We start from the raw sequence: 18,486 nt of genomic DNA, 5'->3' as shown, positions 1-18,486 counted from the left end.
GTAGAGAATAAGACAAGTATGCGGAATCATGCACAACCTATAAACATCTACATATTGAAAAAAAGCTGTATTTGAAACGGATGGCTACCGTTTCAAATACAGCTTTTCAATTTGCCTTAATCGGCAAGCTCATAGACTTCCTGATGTGCCTTAATGCTGAATACCAGACCGATACAGAGCAAGTTAATCAGTAGTGAAGTACCTCCATAACTGATAAAAGGTAGCGTGATTCCCGTAATCGGCATAATGCCGATCATCATCCCGATATTTTGGAACACCTGAAACACATACATTGATACTATTCCAATTATGATAAACGAGGCACGCAAATCATAACATTTGAATGCTATGATGATCATGCGATAGATGAGCAAAAAGTATAGGAGAAGCAATATGGCCGCCCCTTGAAATCCAAATTCTTCTCCAATGACAACAAAGATGGAGTCAGAATACGGATAAGGAACGAAGCCGCCGTTCTTCATATCTCCTTGCAAATATCCATCGCCGCTCAGTCCGCCGGAGCCAATTGCGATTTGAGCATTTTCGGACTGATGTCTCGCATCTGCCGAAGCATCGGCTGGATTAATAAAGGTATTGATCCGCTCATGCCAATGCTTCATGCCTTTATCATTCAAATAATCATAAATTTCAGAATTAAACATATTAAACAAAGTGACAAACAACACTAATCCAGCTACAACAACCGTTAGGCCTGCGATAACATGAGAATATTTCACATTCCCGATCCATAGCATGCCGAGCACGATAACAAGGTAAATAATCGCATTCCCTAAGTCCGGCTGGATCATAACGAGCATAAACGGTATAAAAGAAAAAGCCCCGATCGGAATAATATCCTGAGTAAGCGTTAAGCGATCCCCTTGCCGCCGACCCATTAGATACGCAATTCCGATAATCAGCACCAGCTTGACCATCTCTGCAGGCTGGAAGGAAACTCCGAAAATAACAAACCAGCCTCTAGCTCCGTTGATCGTAGCTCCAAAAAAGTAGACAAGCAGCAGCAAGGTAATGCCAATGCCATATAGGACATGCCAGCTTTTCAACACGATCCGGTAATCGAACAAAGTCGCAGCGATCGCAAGAAAAAAGCCTGCAATGTAAAATTTGAGCTGTTTGATTTCATTTCCGGCATATAAAGGAAAATTAGCCGTTGCGCTATGGATGACAATCGTACTGATAACCATGAGGAACACTAATATAATTAGAATTCCCCAGTCCAGTTTCTTTAGTTTATTAAGCAAATCGCGATCATCCTATTCCCAGAAACTTACGGAAACGTTTGAACGCTCCCGCCTTCTCATCAAGCAGCATAAGTGGCACCATATCGCCCAAGATTCTGCGCGCAATGTTCCGGTAGGCGATAGCGGCTCGAGAAGCCGGATTCATCACCGTCGGTTCTCCATTGTTTGCTGCAGAAATGACCTTCTCATCATCAGGTACGATGCCAACAAGATCAACAGCAAGCACTTGACAAATTTCATCAATATCAAGCATCTCCCCGGTTTTCATCATATTTTGACGAATGCGGTTAATGATCAGCTTGCTTGGAATTTTCTCTTGCTCGAGTAAGCCAATCACTCGATCGGCATCACGAACAGCAGCATTTTCTGGCGTTGTAATGACGATAGCACGGTCAGCACCAGCTATCGCGTTGCGAAAACCATGCTCGATTCCAGCTGGGCAGTCAATAATGACATAATCATGGTCTTTTTTTAATTCCAAAATCATATTTCGAACCTGCTCAGGCGTAACCGAATCTTTATCCTTCGTCTGTGCGGCAGGAAGCATATAAAGCTCATCGAAGCGTTTGTCTTTCACAAGCGCTTGATTTAAACGGCAGCGTCCTTCGGCTACATCGACCAGATCATATATGATCCGATTTTCAAGGCCCATGACCACATCCAGATTGCGAAGGCCGATATCGGTATCGACCATGCATACCTTCTTGCCCAGCAAAGCTAGCGCGGTACCCAGGTTTGCCGAGGTGGTCGTTTTGCCAACGCCGCCTTTACCTGATGTTACAACAATCGCTTCTCCCATGCTCTACACTCCTTTAAACATTATAGGATTATGCCGTATGCGGAATAATTGCGCTAGCTTATCGATTTGCATTCGGCCTTCACTTAAGAAAGCGAACTCCATAGCAGCATCACCGGTCATCCATTCCTCAGGCGGTCTGCTGATCACGTCTGCGATGCGAAGCTGAGTAGGCTTCATAAGTGAGGTCGCAATAATAACGTCCGTACGCCCTCCTATGCCTGCATGAGCAGTACCTCGCAAAGCTCCTAGGACGTAAATATCACCAGTACACAATAATGTGCCGCCTGGATTCAAATCGCCGATCAAAAGCAAATCTCCGTCATGCTCATAGGTTTGACCAGAGCGTATGATAGACGTAAGCACTTGCAAATTAGGCTGCTGGTCCTGCTGGGAATCTATCTTTGGCGGATCAGACTCCACGGACTGGACCATTAAATTCCCTTGTGCCCGGATTACATTTTTAATCCGATCCTTATCGTCATCAGTCACTTGTCTTGCGCCCAGCTTCACATGTACATGAACGAGCGGCCCAGTGAGCAACTGCTGATGCGTTTTCTCCAGCTTGTACTGAAGCTCATCAAGCAGCGCCGCGAATTCACATTTATCGTCGAGAAGGAACACGAGACCTTCTTTTACACCCTTTATTATAATATGCTGTCTCTCGGTCACGTTCGTCCCTCCCCAACCTAATGGATTCTTGCTCTGCCGGGCAAATTCCTGCAAGCCGACCATTTTTTATTCCTCATCATTCTCTGCTGTCGCTTTGCTCTGTCCTTCAAACAGCTTTCTAACGGGCACATAACAAGCCAGCGCAAAGGCAAGCTGAAGAAACAAACTCGGAAGAATATGATCGATAAGTGCCCACGCATAGCTCTCGCTCGTAATACGAAACACGCTGTAAATAAAATAAATAACGCTATCGTACAAGATACACGCAAAGCCGACCACCGAAATTGCCATCATAATCGTCGAACGCCGACGCTCAAACAGCACTCCTGTAAAATAGCCCATCAAGCCCATAAAAAAAGCATTGATGCCTAGCAAATGGCCAAAATAAACAATATCCTGAAGCATGCCGAAGCTTACGCCTAAGAGCAGTGCCAAATGCCTTCTGCTGTACAGCCCCGAGAAAATAACGATAACAAATACAAAGTGCGGCATGATCCGGTGGCCAAAACCAGCAGGAATGATCCATGGCATCACGGTTCCTTCAAGAATAAAAACAAGAAACATGAGCAGGACAATTCGGTTCATACTCATTGCTCGGCCTCCTCCAATTCAGGAACCGAAACGACGAACACCTCAGTTAGATGGTCAAAACTCGCCGCGAGCTTTACCGTAGCCGTATAGGTTAGACCAAAGTCGCCAAGCTGCTTGTTTTCTACCGTACCTACGACGAGGCCTCTCGGATACACACCCCCAAGTCCGGAAGTAATGACCGTATCCTGAAACTCCATTTTATCGTCTTCCGCAATCTTCGTCATCACGAGTCTGGACGTCTCTTTATTATAATTGCTTAAAATCCCGAATGATTCATCTACGCGTCCCAGAATCGTTACAGCTACTGGATTAAACGATTGCGATGTCTCGTTTAGCTCCGTGATCGGCGTTACCGACGCGGTAAACGGAGTTACGGAACGTACGATGCCTATCAAGCCTTTGACTGTGGTTACGGCCATGTTAGGCTTGATGCCGTTTTTCGAGCCCAAATTAATGCTCAGTGTCCGGTTGTTTGCGTCATTGCTGACTGCTATGACCTGTGCAATCAAATATTTGTAATTGAACATTTCTTCCTGCTGCTTGGTGAACCTGAGCTCTTCTTTATACCGCTCATTTTCTTTTTCGATAAAATTATATTTAATTTTATCGCGGGAGTATGCAGCAGCCGTAATACGAAGCTGTTCGTTCTCCTCATAGATCGTTTTCATATTTCGAATATCCTCAAAGAAGCCCGCTATATAACCAGCGGGCTTGTAAAACCATTGCTGCACGTATGCGGTTGAGTCCTTGAGAAATTTCTCAGGCCAAGACAATTCCTTGCGATCGCTAAGCGAGTAGCCGATGACCGCTATAAACAAAATAAACCCGATCATAAGCATAAACATACGCTTATTTCGCATTAGCTTTAACAGCTCGATCACCTGCCCGTTCCATATCCGATTCCCATTAATCGATTTTTAGCGTCTAGCACGAGACGATGAGCCTCTTGTCTTGAATAAATGAATGTTGTCTAGCGAGCGTCCTGTACCGATTGCAACACAATCAAGCGGATTATCAGCCACAATGACAGGCATGCCCGTCTCACGTTGAAGCAGCTTGTCCAGATTGCGAAGCAGCGCTCCGCCGCCTGTTAGCACAATTCCACGGTCCATAATATCTGCGGAAAGCTCCGGCGGACATTTCTCCAACGTCACTTTAACCGCATCAACGATCGCATTTACCGTATCCATCAACGCTTCTGTAATTTCGTCAGAGGTAATCGGAAGCGTCTTCGGCAAGCCAGAAACCAGGTCACGTCCACGGATTTCAATGGTTTCCGAACGCTCCAGTGGAAGCGCAGAACCGATTTCCATCTTCAATTGCTCCGATGTTCTCTCACCGATCATGAGATTATACTGCCGTTTAATATACTGAATGACAGCCTCATCCATCTCATCGCCAGCCACGCGAATCGAACGTGCAGTAACGATTCCGCCTAGAGAAATAACAGCAACCTCAGTGGTTCCCCCGCCGATATCAACGACCATGCTGCCTGTCGGCTCCCAAACGGGCAAATCCGCCCCGATAGCGGCCGCAAACGGCTCCTCAATTGTATAGGCCTCGCGAGCTCCAGCCTGCTTTGTTGCATCCTCTACCGCGCGTTTCTCTACCGCTGTAATTCCTGACGGAACGCATACCATGACGTTAGGATGGCGCGGAAACAAAGAGCGCTGCTTCTGGGCCTGGCGTATAAAATATTTAATCATCGTTGCCGTCGTTTCGAAATCAGCAATAACCCCGTCTTTCATCGGGCGAACCGCACGAATGTTGCCAGGCGTTCTACCGATCATTTTTTTGGCTTGCTCACCGACAGCTTCAATTGTTTTTGTATCCGTACGCAGGGCTACCACAGAAGGCTCCCTTACTACAATCCCTTTTCCTTTGACAAATACCAGCGTATTTGCAGTGCCTAAGTCAATACCCAAATCCTTCGAAAAACCACCAAACATGTTGTTGCTCCCTTCTAATTGCCACATCACTTTATTATATTACATATAACCTTGTTCCTTCAAACTAACGAAGCGGCTGTCACCAATCACCAGATGATCAAGCACTTCGATTCCAACTAATTGACCGGCTTCCGCCAAGCGTTTCGTTAATGCAATATCCTCTGGACTTGGCGTTGGATCACCACTAGGATGATTGTGGACGCAAATAATCGATGCGCTATTGCGCTGAATGGCTGCACGGAATACTTCACGGGGATGAACCAACGATGCGTTAAGCGTACCTACTGATAAGGTTTCACGGGCAATGATATGGTTCTTGGTATTTAGAAATAAACAGACAAAGTGCTCCTTCTTCAAATACCGGAGCTCCTCCATTACAAAATCCGCTGCGTCCTGAGGTTTACGAACGGTTACCGCATCTCCCACTCGACTGCGCGTAATCCTTCTTCCTAATTCAATGCCCGCGCGAAGCTGAATCGCTTTGGCCGGGCCGATCCCTCGAATAGCGGTCAGCTCTTCCATGCTCATATCCAGCAAATTGCGCAAGCTTCCGCATTGCTTCAGAATGGTACCAGCCAAATGCACAGCGGATTGCTTTTGCGTGCCTGTCCGCAGCAGGATAGCAAGCAATTCGGCATGGCTCAGTGCTTCCGCCCCATATTTCATCATGCGCTCTCTTGGACGTTCTTCATGGGGGACATCACGCAAAGTCAACGATTGCGGTTCCATGTCCAATCCCGCCTTTTTCAAAAAAATTTGGTCATACCTATCCTGCCTAATTTTTGAGAATTCATCCGATTTAATGCAAACTAACTCCCAATTAGAAAACCGAAATATCGTAAGTACCCAGCATGTCCGACAGCAGCGATAGCGGCAGTCCGACCACATTGAAATAACAGCCATCAATTTCATCCACTAATATGGAACCTAGTCCTTGAATGCCGTATGCGCCTGCTTTGTCGCGGGGCTCACCTGTAGCAACATATCTAGCGATTTGGTCACTGCTGAGTGCTTTCATTTTCACTTTGGTCATCCGATGCGAAATTATGGCTTCCCCGCTCGAAGAAAGTACACAGGCAATTCCTGTATAAACCTGATGCGAGCGCCCTTGCAGGCGTCCAAGCATCGTCATCGCTTCCATGTCATCAACAGGCTTCCCAAGCACCTCGCCGTCAAGTACGACGATCGTGTCTGCCCCAATAATTAGAGACGACTCATGTTCCTGTTTTTGTTGCAGCAATTTTAATGCCGCATTGGCTTTGCGCAGACTGAGCTTCTCCACAACCTCCGAAGGTGTCCAGTCCGCTTCAACAGTTTCATCCGTATCCGTAGACAAAATATAAACCGGCAAAGAAAGGTCCAGCATTGCGACCAGTTCTTTCCGGCGCGGTGACGAAGAGGCCAGCACAAGCTCGCTTATCGCTTCGTTGCGTAATGGTTTATCTCTCATAAAATAAATGCTGCGCTCCTTCGTGCTTTCCTCCATTGATCCATAACCGCTGCGTTACATTTTGCGGTATAACCAAATGGCAATAATTGCTCCAATCAAACTAAATAAACTGAATTGAAGATGTAATGACAGGTTGAAGCTTAGAACATATAAATCTATGGCAGGAGACCACGAGGCTTCGATCGGTTTCGTCAAAAATGAAATGCCTTGAACTGGAGCCAGCCATCGCGCAACCAGTGCGCCAGCTAATAAGCCAAATATGATAAAAATGAGAAGAATCCAGCCGTTTTTCTTCATTTTTCAACGCCTCTCGCCATGAAATGACACCTACGTCCATTATACGCATGATGCTATTCGTTTACAATGCGCTGATGGTCTCAAACCATTCTTTTTGTGTCAGAATCGCTTCCATTACTCCCATCTGTGCAGACCATAAATGGGTATGCGAGGGTTTAAAATTGTACTCTGTCATCGCCTTGGCAGCCTTATTAACCGCTTGATTTATTTTATCCAGATAAGCCTTGCCCGCCGCGTCAACTATACCTATTCGCACGGTTGCTGCATTTTCGGTCCATTTTTGATGTTCAGTCTTCCAAGAGGCTGCAGCCGATTCGCTTAGGGCTGTTAACGAAGGCTGTTCCAGCTGAGCCAATGTTAATTCATCCAACATTTGGACGAGCAAAGCCGTTTGATCAAAGAAAGACTGTGCCACCGATTGCTCTCCATTAAAAGGAAAATGCGTAGGCGTTGCTATCTTAATTTCTTTGATATAAAGATCCAGATCAGGAAGCAGCGCGCGGATCGCTTTTGCTTTGCTCTGATTGCCCGCAAGCCCTGCATATACGCGGTAATCAGCAGCGCTGGTCAGAGCAGCACCCGCTAGTCCCTTCTCGGCCAGCTGTGCAAGCGCAGCGTCTCTCCCTTCCGTGTTGCTGAAAACGCCAAACTGAAGCATGAAATACGTTTGATCCAGTCCTTTGAGACTGACCATCGCTGCATTTGAATTCGGCTTAGCTGCAGGCGGGTTATCCGCTTCCGTTCCGGTTTGTTCCGTGCCTTTCCCAGCTTCCGTATTGCTGCCATCGTCCTTATTGCCCGTAACTATACCGCCGTTCACTGGCAGCGAATCCGGATTTTCACCCGAGCCTCCAGGCCAAATGCTGGCTCCTGTAAACAAAGATAAAAGTAAATAGCCGAATAACGCTCCTGTAGCAAGCGCGGCAGTAACCGACAAGAACACATTAAACCAAGAAGGCGTTCCTCCGATTCTCTTTATTCTCGAATACTGGGCTTTGCTTCTTTTCGGCTCGTCGTATAAAAACTCCTCTTCATAGGATTGCACCGGGGGATAATCTTCATGAACGGGAATGTCATTCCCACCGGCTGACGCAGCCCCCTCCTTTGCCTCGGAACGAACTGATTTTAATTTTTGGGAAGCGATTATGATCTTTTCTTTTGGTGGCACAACCTCCTGAGAAAATGACTCTTGCATTACCGGCTGCCGAGGTTTGTCCTGCTTTATCGCCTTCTTAGGCAAAGAAGGCGCAGCGACAGGCTTAGGTGCAGATAGTGGTGAATTCGATGGGGTACTGTCCGTATTGCGGATTAGCTGCTCCAGAGCGACGATGTCCTCTTGAAACGGGCTGTTCCAAGGACTTACTTCGCTAATTGCGTGCTGATCGGTGGACGGATATAAGGGTATGACATTTATTTTCGCTGGTTTACTGTTAGGATGTGCCGTGCTGCTCGGTGGATTTATTTTTTGCTCGGAAGCCTCCTGTAGGTCATTGAAGCTGTCGATTTCTTTATTCACGGTCTGCCCATGCCTGTCAAAACGGTAGGTTATACGATTTTTTTGCGTCATATCATCCACTCCTTGTCCCTTTCATCTAGCATTATTCTATGAGACATTTAAGAGATTTAGACCGGGAGTGGAGAAGTGTCACTTTTTCTGCTGAACCTTCAAATCTAACCAACCTTTAAAGGCGTTCAATTCAAACCAACCTTCTAAGGCGTTCGAACCCACCCAAACCCTCCCTTCCAAGGGAGGGCCCCAAGGGTTGCACCCTCTGGACACCCGCAACTGGAATAACATTTTAGTGACAAGGTAGCATCATTTCTACTTTTGCTTATGGATCGCTTTCGTCCCTACGGGACACGCTTTAAGTTGGCGTAGTATAAACATTTGAAACTTAAAAGTTTGTGAATTAATGAACAAACTTAGATGCCTACAAGACTATTACAGGTTTAATGCACCGCTAGTGGATATGTTCCCGTTAAGCGTATACATTCCAACAACTGAAGGCTATTAACAGGATTTTTTTCTGTTGATTCCTTGCAACGCCACAGCTGAGCGAAGCATCCAGCAATTCTCGACATAACATTCTTCAGTTACTTGCCGTAAAGTTAAGGGGTGCGGGTGCGGGGTGCGGGGTGCCAGTTCAACGGTTTGCTTTCTGGAATAAGGCTCGTTTCATTTTTTTGTCCTTCTCGCCGTCAATGGGTTCATGCAATAAGTCTAATGCGGCTTGGGCAACCGCTTTCTCGTCTAACACAAAAGCTAAGGTTGAATAGGCTCTCAGATTCAGCAGTATCTTTATATCTTCTCTATTTAAGTGCAAGCCTGCTTTAGCAGCCTCCCTATATTTAAATGCGGTTGCTTCTTTCAAAAAGGTCTGATCAAAAACTGTTTTCTCCGCAGCCACTAGCTGAAACACCGTCATCACATCACGTTTTAAAGCATCAATTAGTATACTTGCTATCGCTATAAATTCCGTCTCGGAATAAGCCTGAAGCAATTCCGCTAAGAGATCATCATCCAGTCCCTGCTGTTTGATCCTATCTACGAAATAAGCGTAGGCAAGATGCTCCTTTGCACCCTGAACCATCACCGTGTGGTTCATTAGAGCGTATAACCTTCTCAATCCAATATTGGATAACTCTCCAGCTAATCCTAACTGCTCACCTGTGTCCATCTTCGAAATCAAGGAATTCATTTTCAGCAACTCAGCTTCCATATGCTCCTGGTTACTTGTTTCCAACAAACCATTCAGTTCTAATCCTTTAGACATGCACTCCACCACCCTATCCCAGCTTTATCCTGCAAAAGGTTTAGAATTGACTTTAACCACCTGTGTTTTGGCTGCCATATCGTATGATGGAAACAAAAATACACTTAAAATAAAGAGAGCAATTAAATAGGCAAATATCAAAAGGTAATCGAGCATAAAAGCTTTGATTCGTTGAAAAAAAGTAGCATTTATTTGTGTTTTATCCTCCCTGCAATCTTTTTGCCCCAGACGGCACATGCGAAGACTAGCCCACAGACATTCTATTATCATCCATCAACAGTTTAACACTTATCAACCTCCTGCTATATGATTTTATGTACTACATTTTCAACCCCAATCTTTGCTGCAAAAACAAAAAAGTGCCCGATGTTTCAATGAAGAAACAATCGGGCACTAGCTGTTTATTGGTTTGCTTTCAACGATTTGGCCAGCGAATCTGCTACCTTCCAAATGTCTCCTGCTCCCATCGTGATGACAAGATCGCCTGGCGCGACCCGTTCAGTCAAGTAGGCGAGTACCTCTTCTTTCGTCGGCAAGTACTCGGTATTTATATTACTGTTGCTCTTAATGAGCTCCACCAGCTTGTGTGAATTCACGCCTTCGATCTGAAGCTCTCCTGCTGGCGAGTAAATATCCGTAATGATAACCTGATCCGCCTCAGGAAACGCCCGGCTGAATTGCTCGAACAAGAAAAAGGTCCGCGTATAGCGCTGTGGCTGAAATACCGCTATAATGCGTTTGCCCGTTGCTTTGGCTGCGCTGATCGTTGCTCGAATTTCGGTCGGATGGTGAGCATAATCATCGATAACCAAAATATCGTTTACTTCGCCAAGCACCTGGAACCGGCGCTTCGCTCCTCTGAAGGATTGGATTGCAACTGCGATTTTATCAAAGGACAAGCCTGCTTCAAGGCAGGTAATGATCGTCGCCATCGCATTATACACGTTGTGAAGTCCGGGAACCGAAAGTTCCACATGACCGAGTTCCGTACCGTGATGCGACATGGTAAAGGATATTTTGCGATCCCCCAGCACGATATCCTGAGCTTTATAATCAGCCTCGCCGTCAATTCCGTAGGTGACTAATTGCGATTTGTCGATATTGCCTTTATACACTAGCGGTATCAATTCGTTAACCGTCTCGTCATCCGCGCATACAATAGCTTTTCCGTCCGATTTCACCTGCTGCAAAAACTGCACATAAGCAGCCTTGAGCTTGCCGAAATCGCCGTCATAATTTTCAAGATGATCCGGTTCGATATTAGTCACAATCGCAAGCGTAGGGTGATAGTGGAGGAACGAGCCATCACTTTCATCCGCTTCAGCCACAACGTACTCTCCCTTGCCCGCTTTTGCATTTGTACCTACATTAACGATTTCGCCACCGATAATATAGGTCGGATCAGCATCGCATGCTTCCATAACAAGAGCAATCATGGATGAGGTTGTCGTCTTGCCATGTGCGCCTGCAACTGCAACTCCCTTGCCTGCGTTCATCAATCTCGCCAGCATTTGTGAGCGGTGCAGGACAGGAATGTTAAGCTCCTCAGCTGCCTTCCGTTCAACGTTATCCTTAGAGAGTGCTGTAGAATAAACGACCAAATCCGCACCGTTCACATGCTCAGGCTGATGCCCGATATAGATGCTGGCACCATTTGCAGCAAGTTTCTCTGTTAATTCTTGACGCGCGACATCGGACCCAGTCACCTTATAGCCCATCTCCAGCATAACGCGGGCGATGGCACTCATTCCGTAACCGCCGATTCCGATGAAATGAACGTGTTCTGCCGTATTCAAAGACGGTTCACCAACCTTTTTCAGAATCCGAGTTATACAAAATGCGGGAGCGAACATCAGCGATTAAATAAAGCGTGCCTGTTACGACCCCAAGGTCTGTTTCCCCGGTTAACTGTTGTAATTTTTGTAATGCGGTTTGCCAATTCTGTTCGACTATCAGTTCGAAAGCATGCTGGTCGGGATGCTGCTGCTTCATTTCCAGCACTAAATCGGCTAAAGCACGCGCTTCTTTCTTCATGCGAAAATCAGGCTCGGTCACAATAAGCGTATCCACTATTGGTAGTATATGCTTAAGAACATCCTGATGATTCTTATTCTCCAGCATACCCATCATAAGATGTAAACGATCATACTTATACGTATTTTTTAATGCTTCCGCGAGCGTTTCAGCGCCCTCAGGATTATGTGCCCCATCAATCAGAATGCGAGGCTGCTGCGATACCATCTCCAGACGTCCCGGCCAAGCCGCAGCATGTAAGCCCTCCGCCAAAGCATCATCCTCGACGACCAGCGCATTATATTGACGAAGTACCTCCAACGTCATAACAGCAACCGCTGCATTCGTACGCTGATGCGCGCCGTTAAGCGTGATCGTCAACGGCTCAATGCTGCGGAATAAGTTATGGAAGCGGAATGTCTGCTCATTTTCCTTAACCGACAGTGCTTCAATATGAAACTGTTCGCCCAGCAAATAGAGCGTGCTCTTCTTCTCGGCTGCCGTGCGCTTGATGACCTCGATCGCATCCGGCTGCTCAACCGCGCTTATCACAGGAATGCCCGCTTTGATAATGCCGGCTTTCTCGCTCGCCACAGCTGCAATCGTATCGCCTAGCCGATCCATATGATCGTGACCGATATTCGTAATCACCGTAACGACCGGCTGCACAATATTGGTCACGTCCAAACGGCCGCCAAGCCCTGTTTCCCAAACGACATAGTCAGGATAGGTAACCTTGGCATAGAACAGTACTGCAAGCGCCGTGGACACCTCAAACATAGTCGGAGAGCCAAGCTCTGTCTCTGCAATCGCTTCGACCTGAGGCTTCAGCTCATTTGCAAGCCGGAGCAGCGTTTCTTCGTCAATATCCATGCCGTTATATTGGAAACGGTTAGTAAACTTGGTGATATACGGCGACGTAAATGTACCGACATCATATCCGCTTTTCAAGAGAACGCTAGTCAAATAAGCACAGGTTGACCCTTTGCCGTTCGTTCCCGCGATATGAATAAATTTTAGTCTCCGATGCGGATTGTCAAGAAGCTCCATCAGCTTCTCGATTCTCTCCAGACCCGGGCGAATGCCAAACGGAATAAGCCCTGTTATCCAGTCTACCGCTTCGCGGTAGGATTGCAGCGGCACGGATGGCCGCTGCTCTATCGTATGATCCGTCATTCTTATCGATCCTTCTTCCGTGTTTGCAGCGTTAGCCACGCAATTCGGCGATTCTAGCCAATACCTTCTCGCGTTTATCTGCATAATCATTCATTTTGGCACGTTCCTCATCAATAACCTTAGCCGGTGCCTTCGCAACGAAGCCTTCATTGCCAAGCTTCTTCTCTACCCGCTCCACCTCGGTGTTCAAGTGCTGATGCTCTTTCTCCAGACGTGCAATTTCCTGCGCGATGTCGATCAAGCCAGCAAGCGGCAGATAAAGCTCTGCTCCTGTCAGAATGGCGGTCATCGCTTTGTCAGGCGCACCGACATGCAAGCCTGTCTCCAGCTTAGACGTACCGCAAAAACGCTTAATAAACTCTTCATTGCGAGAGAGAATCGCAGCCTCCGCTTCACTCGAAGGTTTGATCATCATTTCGATTTTCTTGCTCATCGGAACGTTCACTTCTGCACGGATATTGCGCACCGCACGGATCATTTCCATCAGCAGTTCCATCTCTTTCACTGCTTCCGGTGCCTCAAGCGCCTTGTCATACACCGGCCATTCCGCTAGAGTAATCGTGTCGCCCGTATGCGGCAAATGCTGCCAAATCTCTTCACTGATATACGGCATGAACGGGTGAATCAGGCGCTGTGTGCGGTCGAGTACATAAGCAAGCACAGATTGTGTTGCCTTTTTGGCTGCTTCTTCTGTACCATATAGGCTAAGCTTTGCGAATTCAATGTACCAATCGCATAGATCATCCCAAATAAAGTTATATAAAATACGTCCGGTCTCGCCGAACTCATAGCTTTCAATCAAACGGGTCACGTCACGAACCGTTTCGTTCAAACGGTGCAGAATCCAGCGATCCGCTGTGCCAAGACTAACCGTAATATCGATATCCTCTGCCTTCACGCCTTCCAGATTCATCAGCGCAAAGCGCGACGCGTTCCAGATCTTGTTCGCGAAGTTGCGGGCCTGCTCGACCTTCTCCCAACGGAAACGCAAGTCTTGACCTGGCGTGCTGCTTGTCGAAATCATATAACGCATGGCATCCGCGCCGTATTTCTCGATCACTTCAAGCGGATCAACGCCATTGCCCTTCGACTTGGACATCTTTTGGCCATCGGAATCGCGAACAAGGCCATGAATGAGCACGTCCTTGAACGGAGATTGCTCCGTAAACTCTAGCGCTGTAAAGATCATCCGAGCAACCCAGAAATAAATAATATCATAACCGGTCACGAGGACATCTGTTGGATAGAAACGTTTCAGATCCTCGGTTTGATCCGGCCAGCCTAGCGTAGAGAACGGCCACAGCGCAGAGCTGAACCAAGTATCCAGCACGTCATTGTCCTGACTTAGGTGGTCACCAGCCAAATCCTCGCGTGAGACATGCATCTCACCCGTTGCTTCATCATACCAAGCCGGGATACGGTGCCCCCACCATAGCTGACGTGAAATACACCAATCGCGAACATTCTCAATCCAGTGCAAATAAATTTTCTCGAATCTCTCTGGTACAAAGTTTACGCCTTTGCCCGCCTTCTGAGCAGCAATCGCCGCTTCTGCAAGAGGCTTCATGGCAACGAACCATTGCGTTGAAAGATATGGCTCAACAACGGCGCCGCTGCGCTCACTGTGTCCGACCTGATGTACATGATCCTCAATTTCCACGCATACGCCCTGCTCCTGCAGATCCTGTACCAGCTGCTTGCGGCAGTCGAAGCGATCCATGCCTTGATAAGGACCGGCTTCAGCATTCATGGTACCAGTCTCATCCATTACGATGATTTGAGGCAGGCTGTGGCGTTCACCCACTTCAAAGTCATTCGGATCATGCGCCGGCGTTATTTTCACAGCGCCTGAACCAAAATCCTTGTCTACGTATTCGTCGGCTATAATCGGAATCTCGCGTCCCACAACCGGAAGCACGATCAATTGCCCAATCAGGTGCTTATAACGATCATCTTCGGGATGAACCGCAACTGCCGTATCGCCAAGCATCGTCTCTGGTCGCGTAGTCGCTACCGTAATAAATCCAGAGCCATCTTTGAGAGGATATTTCAAATGGTACAAATGGCCATTGATTTCCTTATGCTCAACCTCAATATCCGAGAGCGCCGTCCGTGCTGCCGGGTCCCAGTTAATAATTTTTTTGCCACGATAAATAAGCCCTTTGTCATAGAGACGAACAAACACCTCACGTACCGCTTTGGACAGTCCATCATCGAGCGTAAACCGTTCTCTCGAATAATCGAGAGATAGGCCCATCTTCGCCCATTGGTCGCGAATCGTGTTCGCATACTCGTCCTTCCACTCCCATACCTTCTCCAGAAAAGCTTCCCGGCCAAGATCATATCGAGAGATTCCTTGCTCGCGCAGTTTCTGCTCTACTCTGGTCTGAGTCGCAATGCCTGCATGGTCTGTACCTGGCAGCCAAAGCGCATCATAGCCCTGCATCCGCTTTGTTCTGATCAATATATCCTGCAAGGTAAAATCTAACGCATGCCCGATATGCAGCATTCCGGTAACGTTAGGAGGCGGGATGACAATCGTATAGGTCTGTGCATCCGGACGTTTGCCTGCCTCAAAAAATTTTCCCTGCATCCAGTAATCGTACCATTTCTGCTCAGCTGCCTTCGGATCATAGGTTGTCGGCATTGCAGTTGTTGTTTGATTTTCTGACATTCGTTCCATCCTCCATAAATCGATCTACAAAACAAAAAAAACCTACCGCCCTTATCATAAAGGACGAAAGGTTTAGCTTCCGTGGTACCACCTTTGTTCCATGCAAATGCTATTCGCATGACACTCAAACAGATAACGGTTGCGGCCGGCCCGAATTAGGTAGAGCATAAGCTGCTCCTACTTGGTTCAGGCAACTCCGGGGCGACTCGTAGCAGTCACTTCCTGCAGAACCTCTCAGCGTAACGGTTCCACTCTCTGAAGGCTTCGCTGCGTACTATTCCCCTTCAATGTCGTTATAACGCATATATGTTTAATCATACCTTTGTTCCACTTCCTAGTCAACCAAGCAGCACGAACAAATGCCCCTATCGCTCATTTTTTTGAGCAATAAGGGCATTATGATCCTTAATCGGCCTATGGAATGTACAAAAGCTGTCCTTCCGATACGCCGGAATCATCCAAGCGGTTATAAACCAGAATTTCTCTTGGATTCAAACTGTAACGTGTGGCGATGAGATCAAGCGTCTCGTCCCGCTGCACAATGCACATCCGAATCTTGCGGAATTCTTCATCCTCAGAGCGTTTGCCAAGGAAAAGGTTCTTCCATTCAATCTCATCCCCAGATGCTTGCACCTTCGCTTCCTCATCCGCACGCTGCTGGGCAACAACCTGCTCGGCCGCCTCACGGGCAGCCTGCTCCCGCCTGCTCGTCTGAAGCAGCGTAAGGATACCGACATCAGGCGGAGCCACTGTGCCCTCTTGAGGCTGCTTGCCAGCAACCGCTATCCGAATTTCCTGCTGCTCCGGCTCCGGCTTAAGCGCAATCACCGGTTCGAAAGGCGCTGTAAACGTACTATCATTTGTATCCGGCTCTGTCCGTTCTTGTTCAATGGATTGCTGAGACGACTCGGAATCCTCGATTGCCGCTTCTTCGGCAATAAAAACCGGAGAAGCATTTGCAATGACAGACGACGTGGCTAACCAGCCCTCATCACTGACTTGTTGGGAGGCCAACGTAATTTCGCGCTCCTCATGCTGCCGATCTACTTCCTCCTCTTCCTCGGCTCGCTGAATAGGAGATGAGAACATCTGAGAGGATGACCAACCCGAATCGGAACCAGCAGCAGATATCGTTACCGTAGCTTCCGCTTCATCTGACAGTTCCGACAGCTGCTCATCAGAAAAATGCTGTTGTACAGCAAAATCATTTACCGCCGGTATGTAGGGCTGTTCAAAGCTGGCGTATTGGCCATACTGCTGCTCTGAAGGCTGCTCCTCATAAGTTTCTCTTTGATGCACGACGGTAAAGGGCTCTTCTCTCCAGCTTTCTTCCGGTTCTTGAACGGGCTGTGCGGAAATCCCTCTTAAGGATAGGACACCTGTGATGTTTAACGTGCGGGCAGACAATAAATCCACGTCAAAATTATCGATGTCAATCGAAATATCATCCAGACGTGAAATGCGGTTCATCGGCAGCGTAATTTCAACGGGAATCCAGTGCTCAAGCGTCTGTGAATTTTCGGGGTCGTTCTGACTCCTGTATATTCCGCTGAGCAGCAACTGTCCTCTTAGTACGGCATGGTCCCCCTGGTCTATGACCTGGATACGGGGAACAAGCTCAATTTCCTCCAGCTCATCAATTGCCGCAACATCATCAGGCAAATGGACGCGTTCATACACGTCAAAGCGTAAACCATTCGTTTGATCCGACACGCCTAAATCCTCCCCTCTCATACTGAATGCTTGGTCTAACATTACATTCACTACTTATCTATATGGTAGGTTTGGCTAGAGCATGACTATCATTTTGACTGAGATTGCATGTTTTCTGAAAGCTGAACCAGCCACACAGGCCAAGGCGAGCAAGCTTCGGTCTGTTCCATTGTCCATGGATGGGGAAACAGCAGCTTTTCACCATGCAGCGCTTGATGTGCCAGCATCCGGGCGTCCCCCCCATACAGGCTGTCACCAACTAACGGATGTCCAATATGGCTAAGATGCACCCTTATTTGATGCGTTCGTCCAGTCTCCAGCTTGACTCTAAGCATTGACAACTGGCGGCTGGCGGCAATAACCTCATAATGGCTAACTGCGTGCTCACCGTTTTCCGAAACCCGGCGCCTTGCTGAATGATGACGATCCTTCCCAATTGAAGCCGAAATCGTCCCCCTTGGACTAGCTGGTCTGCCATGAACAACTGCAATGTAATGTCTGTCAATCACTTTCGCTCTCATCGCTTCATCAAGCTTCCACTGGGCCAGATCATTTTTGGCATACAAAACAGGACCCGAAGTGTCGTCATCAAGTCTATGAATATGCCGTACGTTCAGCGGGTCTCCCTGTCCGAGCATATGTCTTGCCACCGCTTCGTCCAAGGTTCCGCTCTGTGAAGGTGATGAGCCGTGCACAGCCATACCTGCTGGTTTATCGAAGACGATACAAAAATCATCCTCATACAGCACCTGAGGCGCTGCTGCTTTCGCCGGAATTAATGCCAGCCGGTACGTGGCATCATTTCGCTGGTCGACGCTCGGATACGCCAACAATTGCAGCCGCTCACCATTCCAACGGATGCCTCCAATTGAAAATAACCGATTGATCCACTTGGCCGGAAACAAGGAACGGGCCAGCAGCCACTGCCGCACTTGGTGCGGATGACTGCCAGCCCGCGGCTGCGCATGCTCGGGCATTTCTGCCGAATCCTTCTCCGATTGGGGACCAATGGCTTCCGAGGCTGCGGTGCCAAGAGCCGGCCAATCCAGCTCCAGCCACTGTCCGTTCCTCTGTGCTAGCCTCTTGTCCATATGATGTTCTTCCCCCATTCTAAACGCT

16 protein-coding genes and 1 other annotated feature are annotated in these 18,486 nt (G+C 47.7%); all 16 genes read right to left on the bottom strand.

The annotated features are described in order from the left end of the window. Nucleotides 1-116 precede the first annotated feature (116 nt). The 16 genes from E0496_RS23220 to E0496_RS23145 all read right to left on the bottom strand — a co-directional run bounded on the left by E0496_RS23220 (nucleotide 117) and on the right by E0496_RS23145 (nucleotide 18,458). Nucleotides 117-1,262, bottom strand: a complete 1,146-nt coding sequence (locus E0496_RS23220; RefSeq protein WP_139990975.1) for an FtsW/RodA/SpoVE family cell cycle protein — start codon at nucleotides 1,260-1,262, stop codon at nucleotides 117-119. A 7-nt stretch (nucleotides 1,263-1,269) separates the two neighbouring features. Further along, complete coding sequence (gene minD / locus E0496_RS23215) at nucleotides 1,270-2,061, bottom strand: septum site-determining protein MinD (RefSeq protein ID WP_139990976.1); 792 nt, start codon at nucleotides 2,059-2,061, stop codon at nucleotides 1,270-1,272. A gap of 3 nt (nucleotides 2,062-2,064) precedes the next feature. Beyond that, the gene (locus E0496_RS23210; protein WP_241674961.1) at nucleotides 2,065-2,730 is read right to left on the bottom strand and encodes a septum site-determining protein MinC; all 666 of its coding nucleotides are present in this window, start codon (nucleotides 2,728-2,730) and stop codon (nucleotides 2,065-2,067) included. Between the two features lie 66 nt (nucleotides 2,731-2,796). Beyond that, a complete protein-coding gene (gene mreD, locus E0496_RS23205) occupies nucleotides 2,797-3,321 on the bottom strand; it encodes a rod shape-determining protein MreD (protein ID WP_141504155.1) in 525 nt (174 codons plus the stop codon). Further along, nucleotides 3,318-4,166 (bottom strand): rod shape-determining protein MreC, encoded by an 849-nt coding sequence (gene mreC / locus E0496_RS23200; RefSeq protein ID WP_241674942.1) that lies wholly within the window; start codon nucleotides 4,164-4,166, stop codon nucleotides 3,318-3,320. Before mreC ends, mreD begins: the two co-directional genes overlap by 4 nt. A gap of 72 nt (nucleotides 4,167-4,238) precedes the next feature. Further along, on the bottom strand, nucleotides 4,239-5,270 hold the full coding sequence (locus E0496_RS23195) for a rod shape-determining protein (protein WP_141504153.1): 1,032 nt from the start codon (nucleotides 5,268-5,270) through the stop codon (nucleotides 4,239-4,241). 39 nt (nucleotides 5,271-5,309) lie between these two features. After that, on the bottom strand, nucleotides 5,310-5,999 hold the full coding sequence (gene radC, locus E0496_RS23190; protein ID WP_141504152.1) for a RadC family protein: 690 nt from the start codon (nucleotides 5,997-5,999) through the stop codon (nucleotides 5,310-5,312). 91 nt (nucleotides 6,000-6,090) lie between these two features. Further along, nucleotides 6,091-6,720, bottom strand: a complete 630-nt coding sequence (locus tag E0496_RS23185; RefSeq protein WP_141504358.1) for a Maf family protein — start codon at nucleotides 6,718-6,720, stop codon at nucleotides 6,091-6,093. A 54-nt stretch (nucleotides 6,721-6,774) separates the two neighbouring features. Further along, on the bottom strand, nucleotides 6,775-7,017 hold the full coding sequence (locus tag E0496_RS23180) for a DUF4321 domain-containing protein (RefSeq protein ID WP_141504151.1): 243 nt from the start codon (nucleotides 7,015-7,017) through the stop codon (nucleotides 6,775-6,777). 61 nt (nucleotides 7,018-7,078) lie between these two features. After that, nucleotides 7,079-8,584 carry an SPOR domain-containing protein gene (locus tag E0496_RS23175; RefSeq protein WP_141504150.1) on the bottom strand — a complete coding sequence of 502 codons (1,506 nt, stop codon included), beginning with the start codon at nucleotides 8,582-8,584 and terminating at the stop codon, nucleotides 7,079-7,081. 577 nt (nucleotides 8,585-9,161) lie between these two features. Next, entirely contained in the window at nucleotides 9,162-9,791 is a 630-nt protein-coding gene (locus E0496_RS23170) for a hypothetical protein (protein ID WP_141504149.1), read from the bottom strand. A 401-nt stretch (nucleotides 9,792-10,192) separates the two neighbouring features. Next, nucleotides 10,193-11,587 (bottom strand): UDP-N-acetylmuramate--L-alanine ligase, encoded by a 1,395-nt coding sequence (gene murC / locus E0496_RS23165; protein ID WP_141504148.1) that lies wholly within the window; start codon nucleotides 11,585-11,587, stop codon nucleotides 10,193-10,195. A gap of 7 nt (nucleotides 11,588-11,594) precedes the next feature. Continuing rightward, nucleotides 11,595-12,980: a bifunctional folylpolyglutamate synthase/dihydrofolate synthase gene (locus E0496_RS23160; protein ID WP_141504147.1), complete on the bottom strand. Its 1,386-nt coding sequence runs from the start codon at nucleotides 12,978-12,980 to the stop codon at nucleotides 11,595-11,597. A gap of 31 nt (nucleotides 12,981-13,011) precedes the next feature. After that, complete coding sequence (locus E0496_RS23155; protein ID WP_141504146.1) at nucleotides 13,012-15,654, bottom strand: valine--tRNA ligase; 2,643 nt, start codon at nucleotides 15,652-15,654, stop codon at nucleotides 13,012-13,014. Nucleotides 15,655-15,710: 56 nt separating this feature from the next. Beyond that, nucleotides 15,711-15,951: a binding site (T-box leader), on the bottom strand. Between the two features lie 117 nt (nucleotides 15,952-16,068). Then, nucleotides 16,069-17,367: a LysM peptidoglycan-binding domain-containing protein gene (locus tag E0496_RS23150; protein WP_161601529.1), complete on the bottom strand. Its 1,299-nt coding sequence runs from the start codon at nucleotides 17,365-17,367 to the stop codon at nucleotides 16,069-16,071. Nucleotides 17,368-17,456: 89 nt separating this feature from the next. Continuing rightward, complete coding sequence (locus E0496_RS23145) at nucleotides 17,457-18,458, bottom strand: RluA family pseudouridine synthase (RefSeq protein ID WP_141504144.1); 1,002 nt, start codon at nucleotides 18,456-18,458, stop codon at nucleotides 17,457-17,459. Between the last annotated feature and the right edge of the window lie 28 nt (nucleotides 18,459-18,486).

It is taken from the genome of Paenibacillus luteus (genome assembly GCF_006542765.1).
Lineage (GTDB): Bacteria > Bacillota > Bacilli > Paenibacillales > Paenibacillaceae > Pristimantibacillus > Pristimantibacillus luteus.
The sequence above is the reverse complement of the archived record's forward strand: the minus strand, read 5'-3'. Positions and strand labels throughout refer to the sequence as shown.

Bases quoted from the DNA above. Each gene is read 5' to 3' on its own strand.
- minD (WP_139990976.1), bottom strand. From the start codon at position 2,061: ATGGGAGAAGCGATTGTTGTAACATCAGGTAAAGGCGGCGTTGGCAAA.
- mreD (WP_141504155.1), bottom strand. From the start codon at position 3,321: ATGAGTATGAACCGAATTGTCCTGCTCATGTTTCTTGTTTTTATTCTT.
- mreC (WP_241674942.1), bottom strand. From the start codon at position 4,166: ATGTTTATGCTTATGATCGGGTTTATTTTGTTTATAGCGGTCATCGGC.
- E0496_RS23195 (WP_141504153.1), bottom strand. From the start codon at position 5,270: ATGTTTGGTGGTTTTTCGAAGGATTTGGGTATTGACTTAGGCACTGCA.
- radC (WP_141504152.1), bottom strand. From the start codon at position 5,999: ATGGAACCGCAATCGTTGACTTTGCGTGATGTCCCCCATGAAGAACGT.
- E0496_RS23185 (WP_141504358.1), bottom strand. From the start codon at position 6,720: ATGAGAGATAAACCATTACGCAACGAAGCGATAAGCGAGCTTGTGCTG.
- E0496_RS23180 (WP_141504151.1), bottom strand. From the start codon at position 7,017: ATGAAGAAAAACGGCTGGATTCTTCTCATTTTTATCATATTTGGCTTA.
- E0496_RS23175 (WP_141504150.1), bottom strand. From the start codon at position 8,584: ATGACGCAAAAAAATCGTATAACCTACCGTTTTGACAGGCATGGGCAG.
- E0496_RS23170 (WP_141504149.1), bottom strand. From the start codon at position 9,791: ATGTCTAAAGGATTAGAACTGAATGGTTTGTTGGAAACAAGTAACCAG.
- E0496_RS23160 (WP_141504147.1), bottom strand. From the start codon at position 12,980: ATGACGGATCATACGATAGAGCAGCGGCCATCCGTGCCGCTGCAATCC.
- E0496_RS23155 (WP_141504146.1), bottom strand. From the start codon at position 15,654: ATGTCAGAAAATCAAACAACAACTGCAATGCCGACAACCTATGATCCG.
- E0496_RS23145 (WP_141504144.1), bottom strand. From the start codon at position 18,458: ATGGACAAGAGGCTAGCACAGAGGAACGGACAGTGGCTGGAGCTGGAT.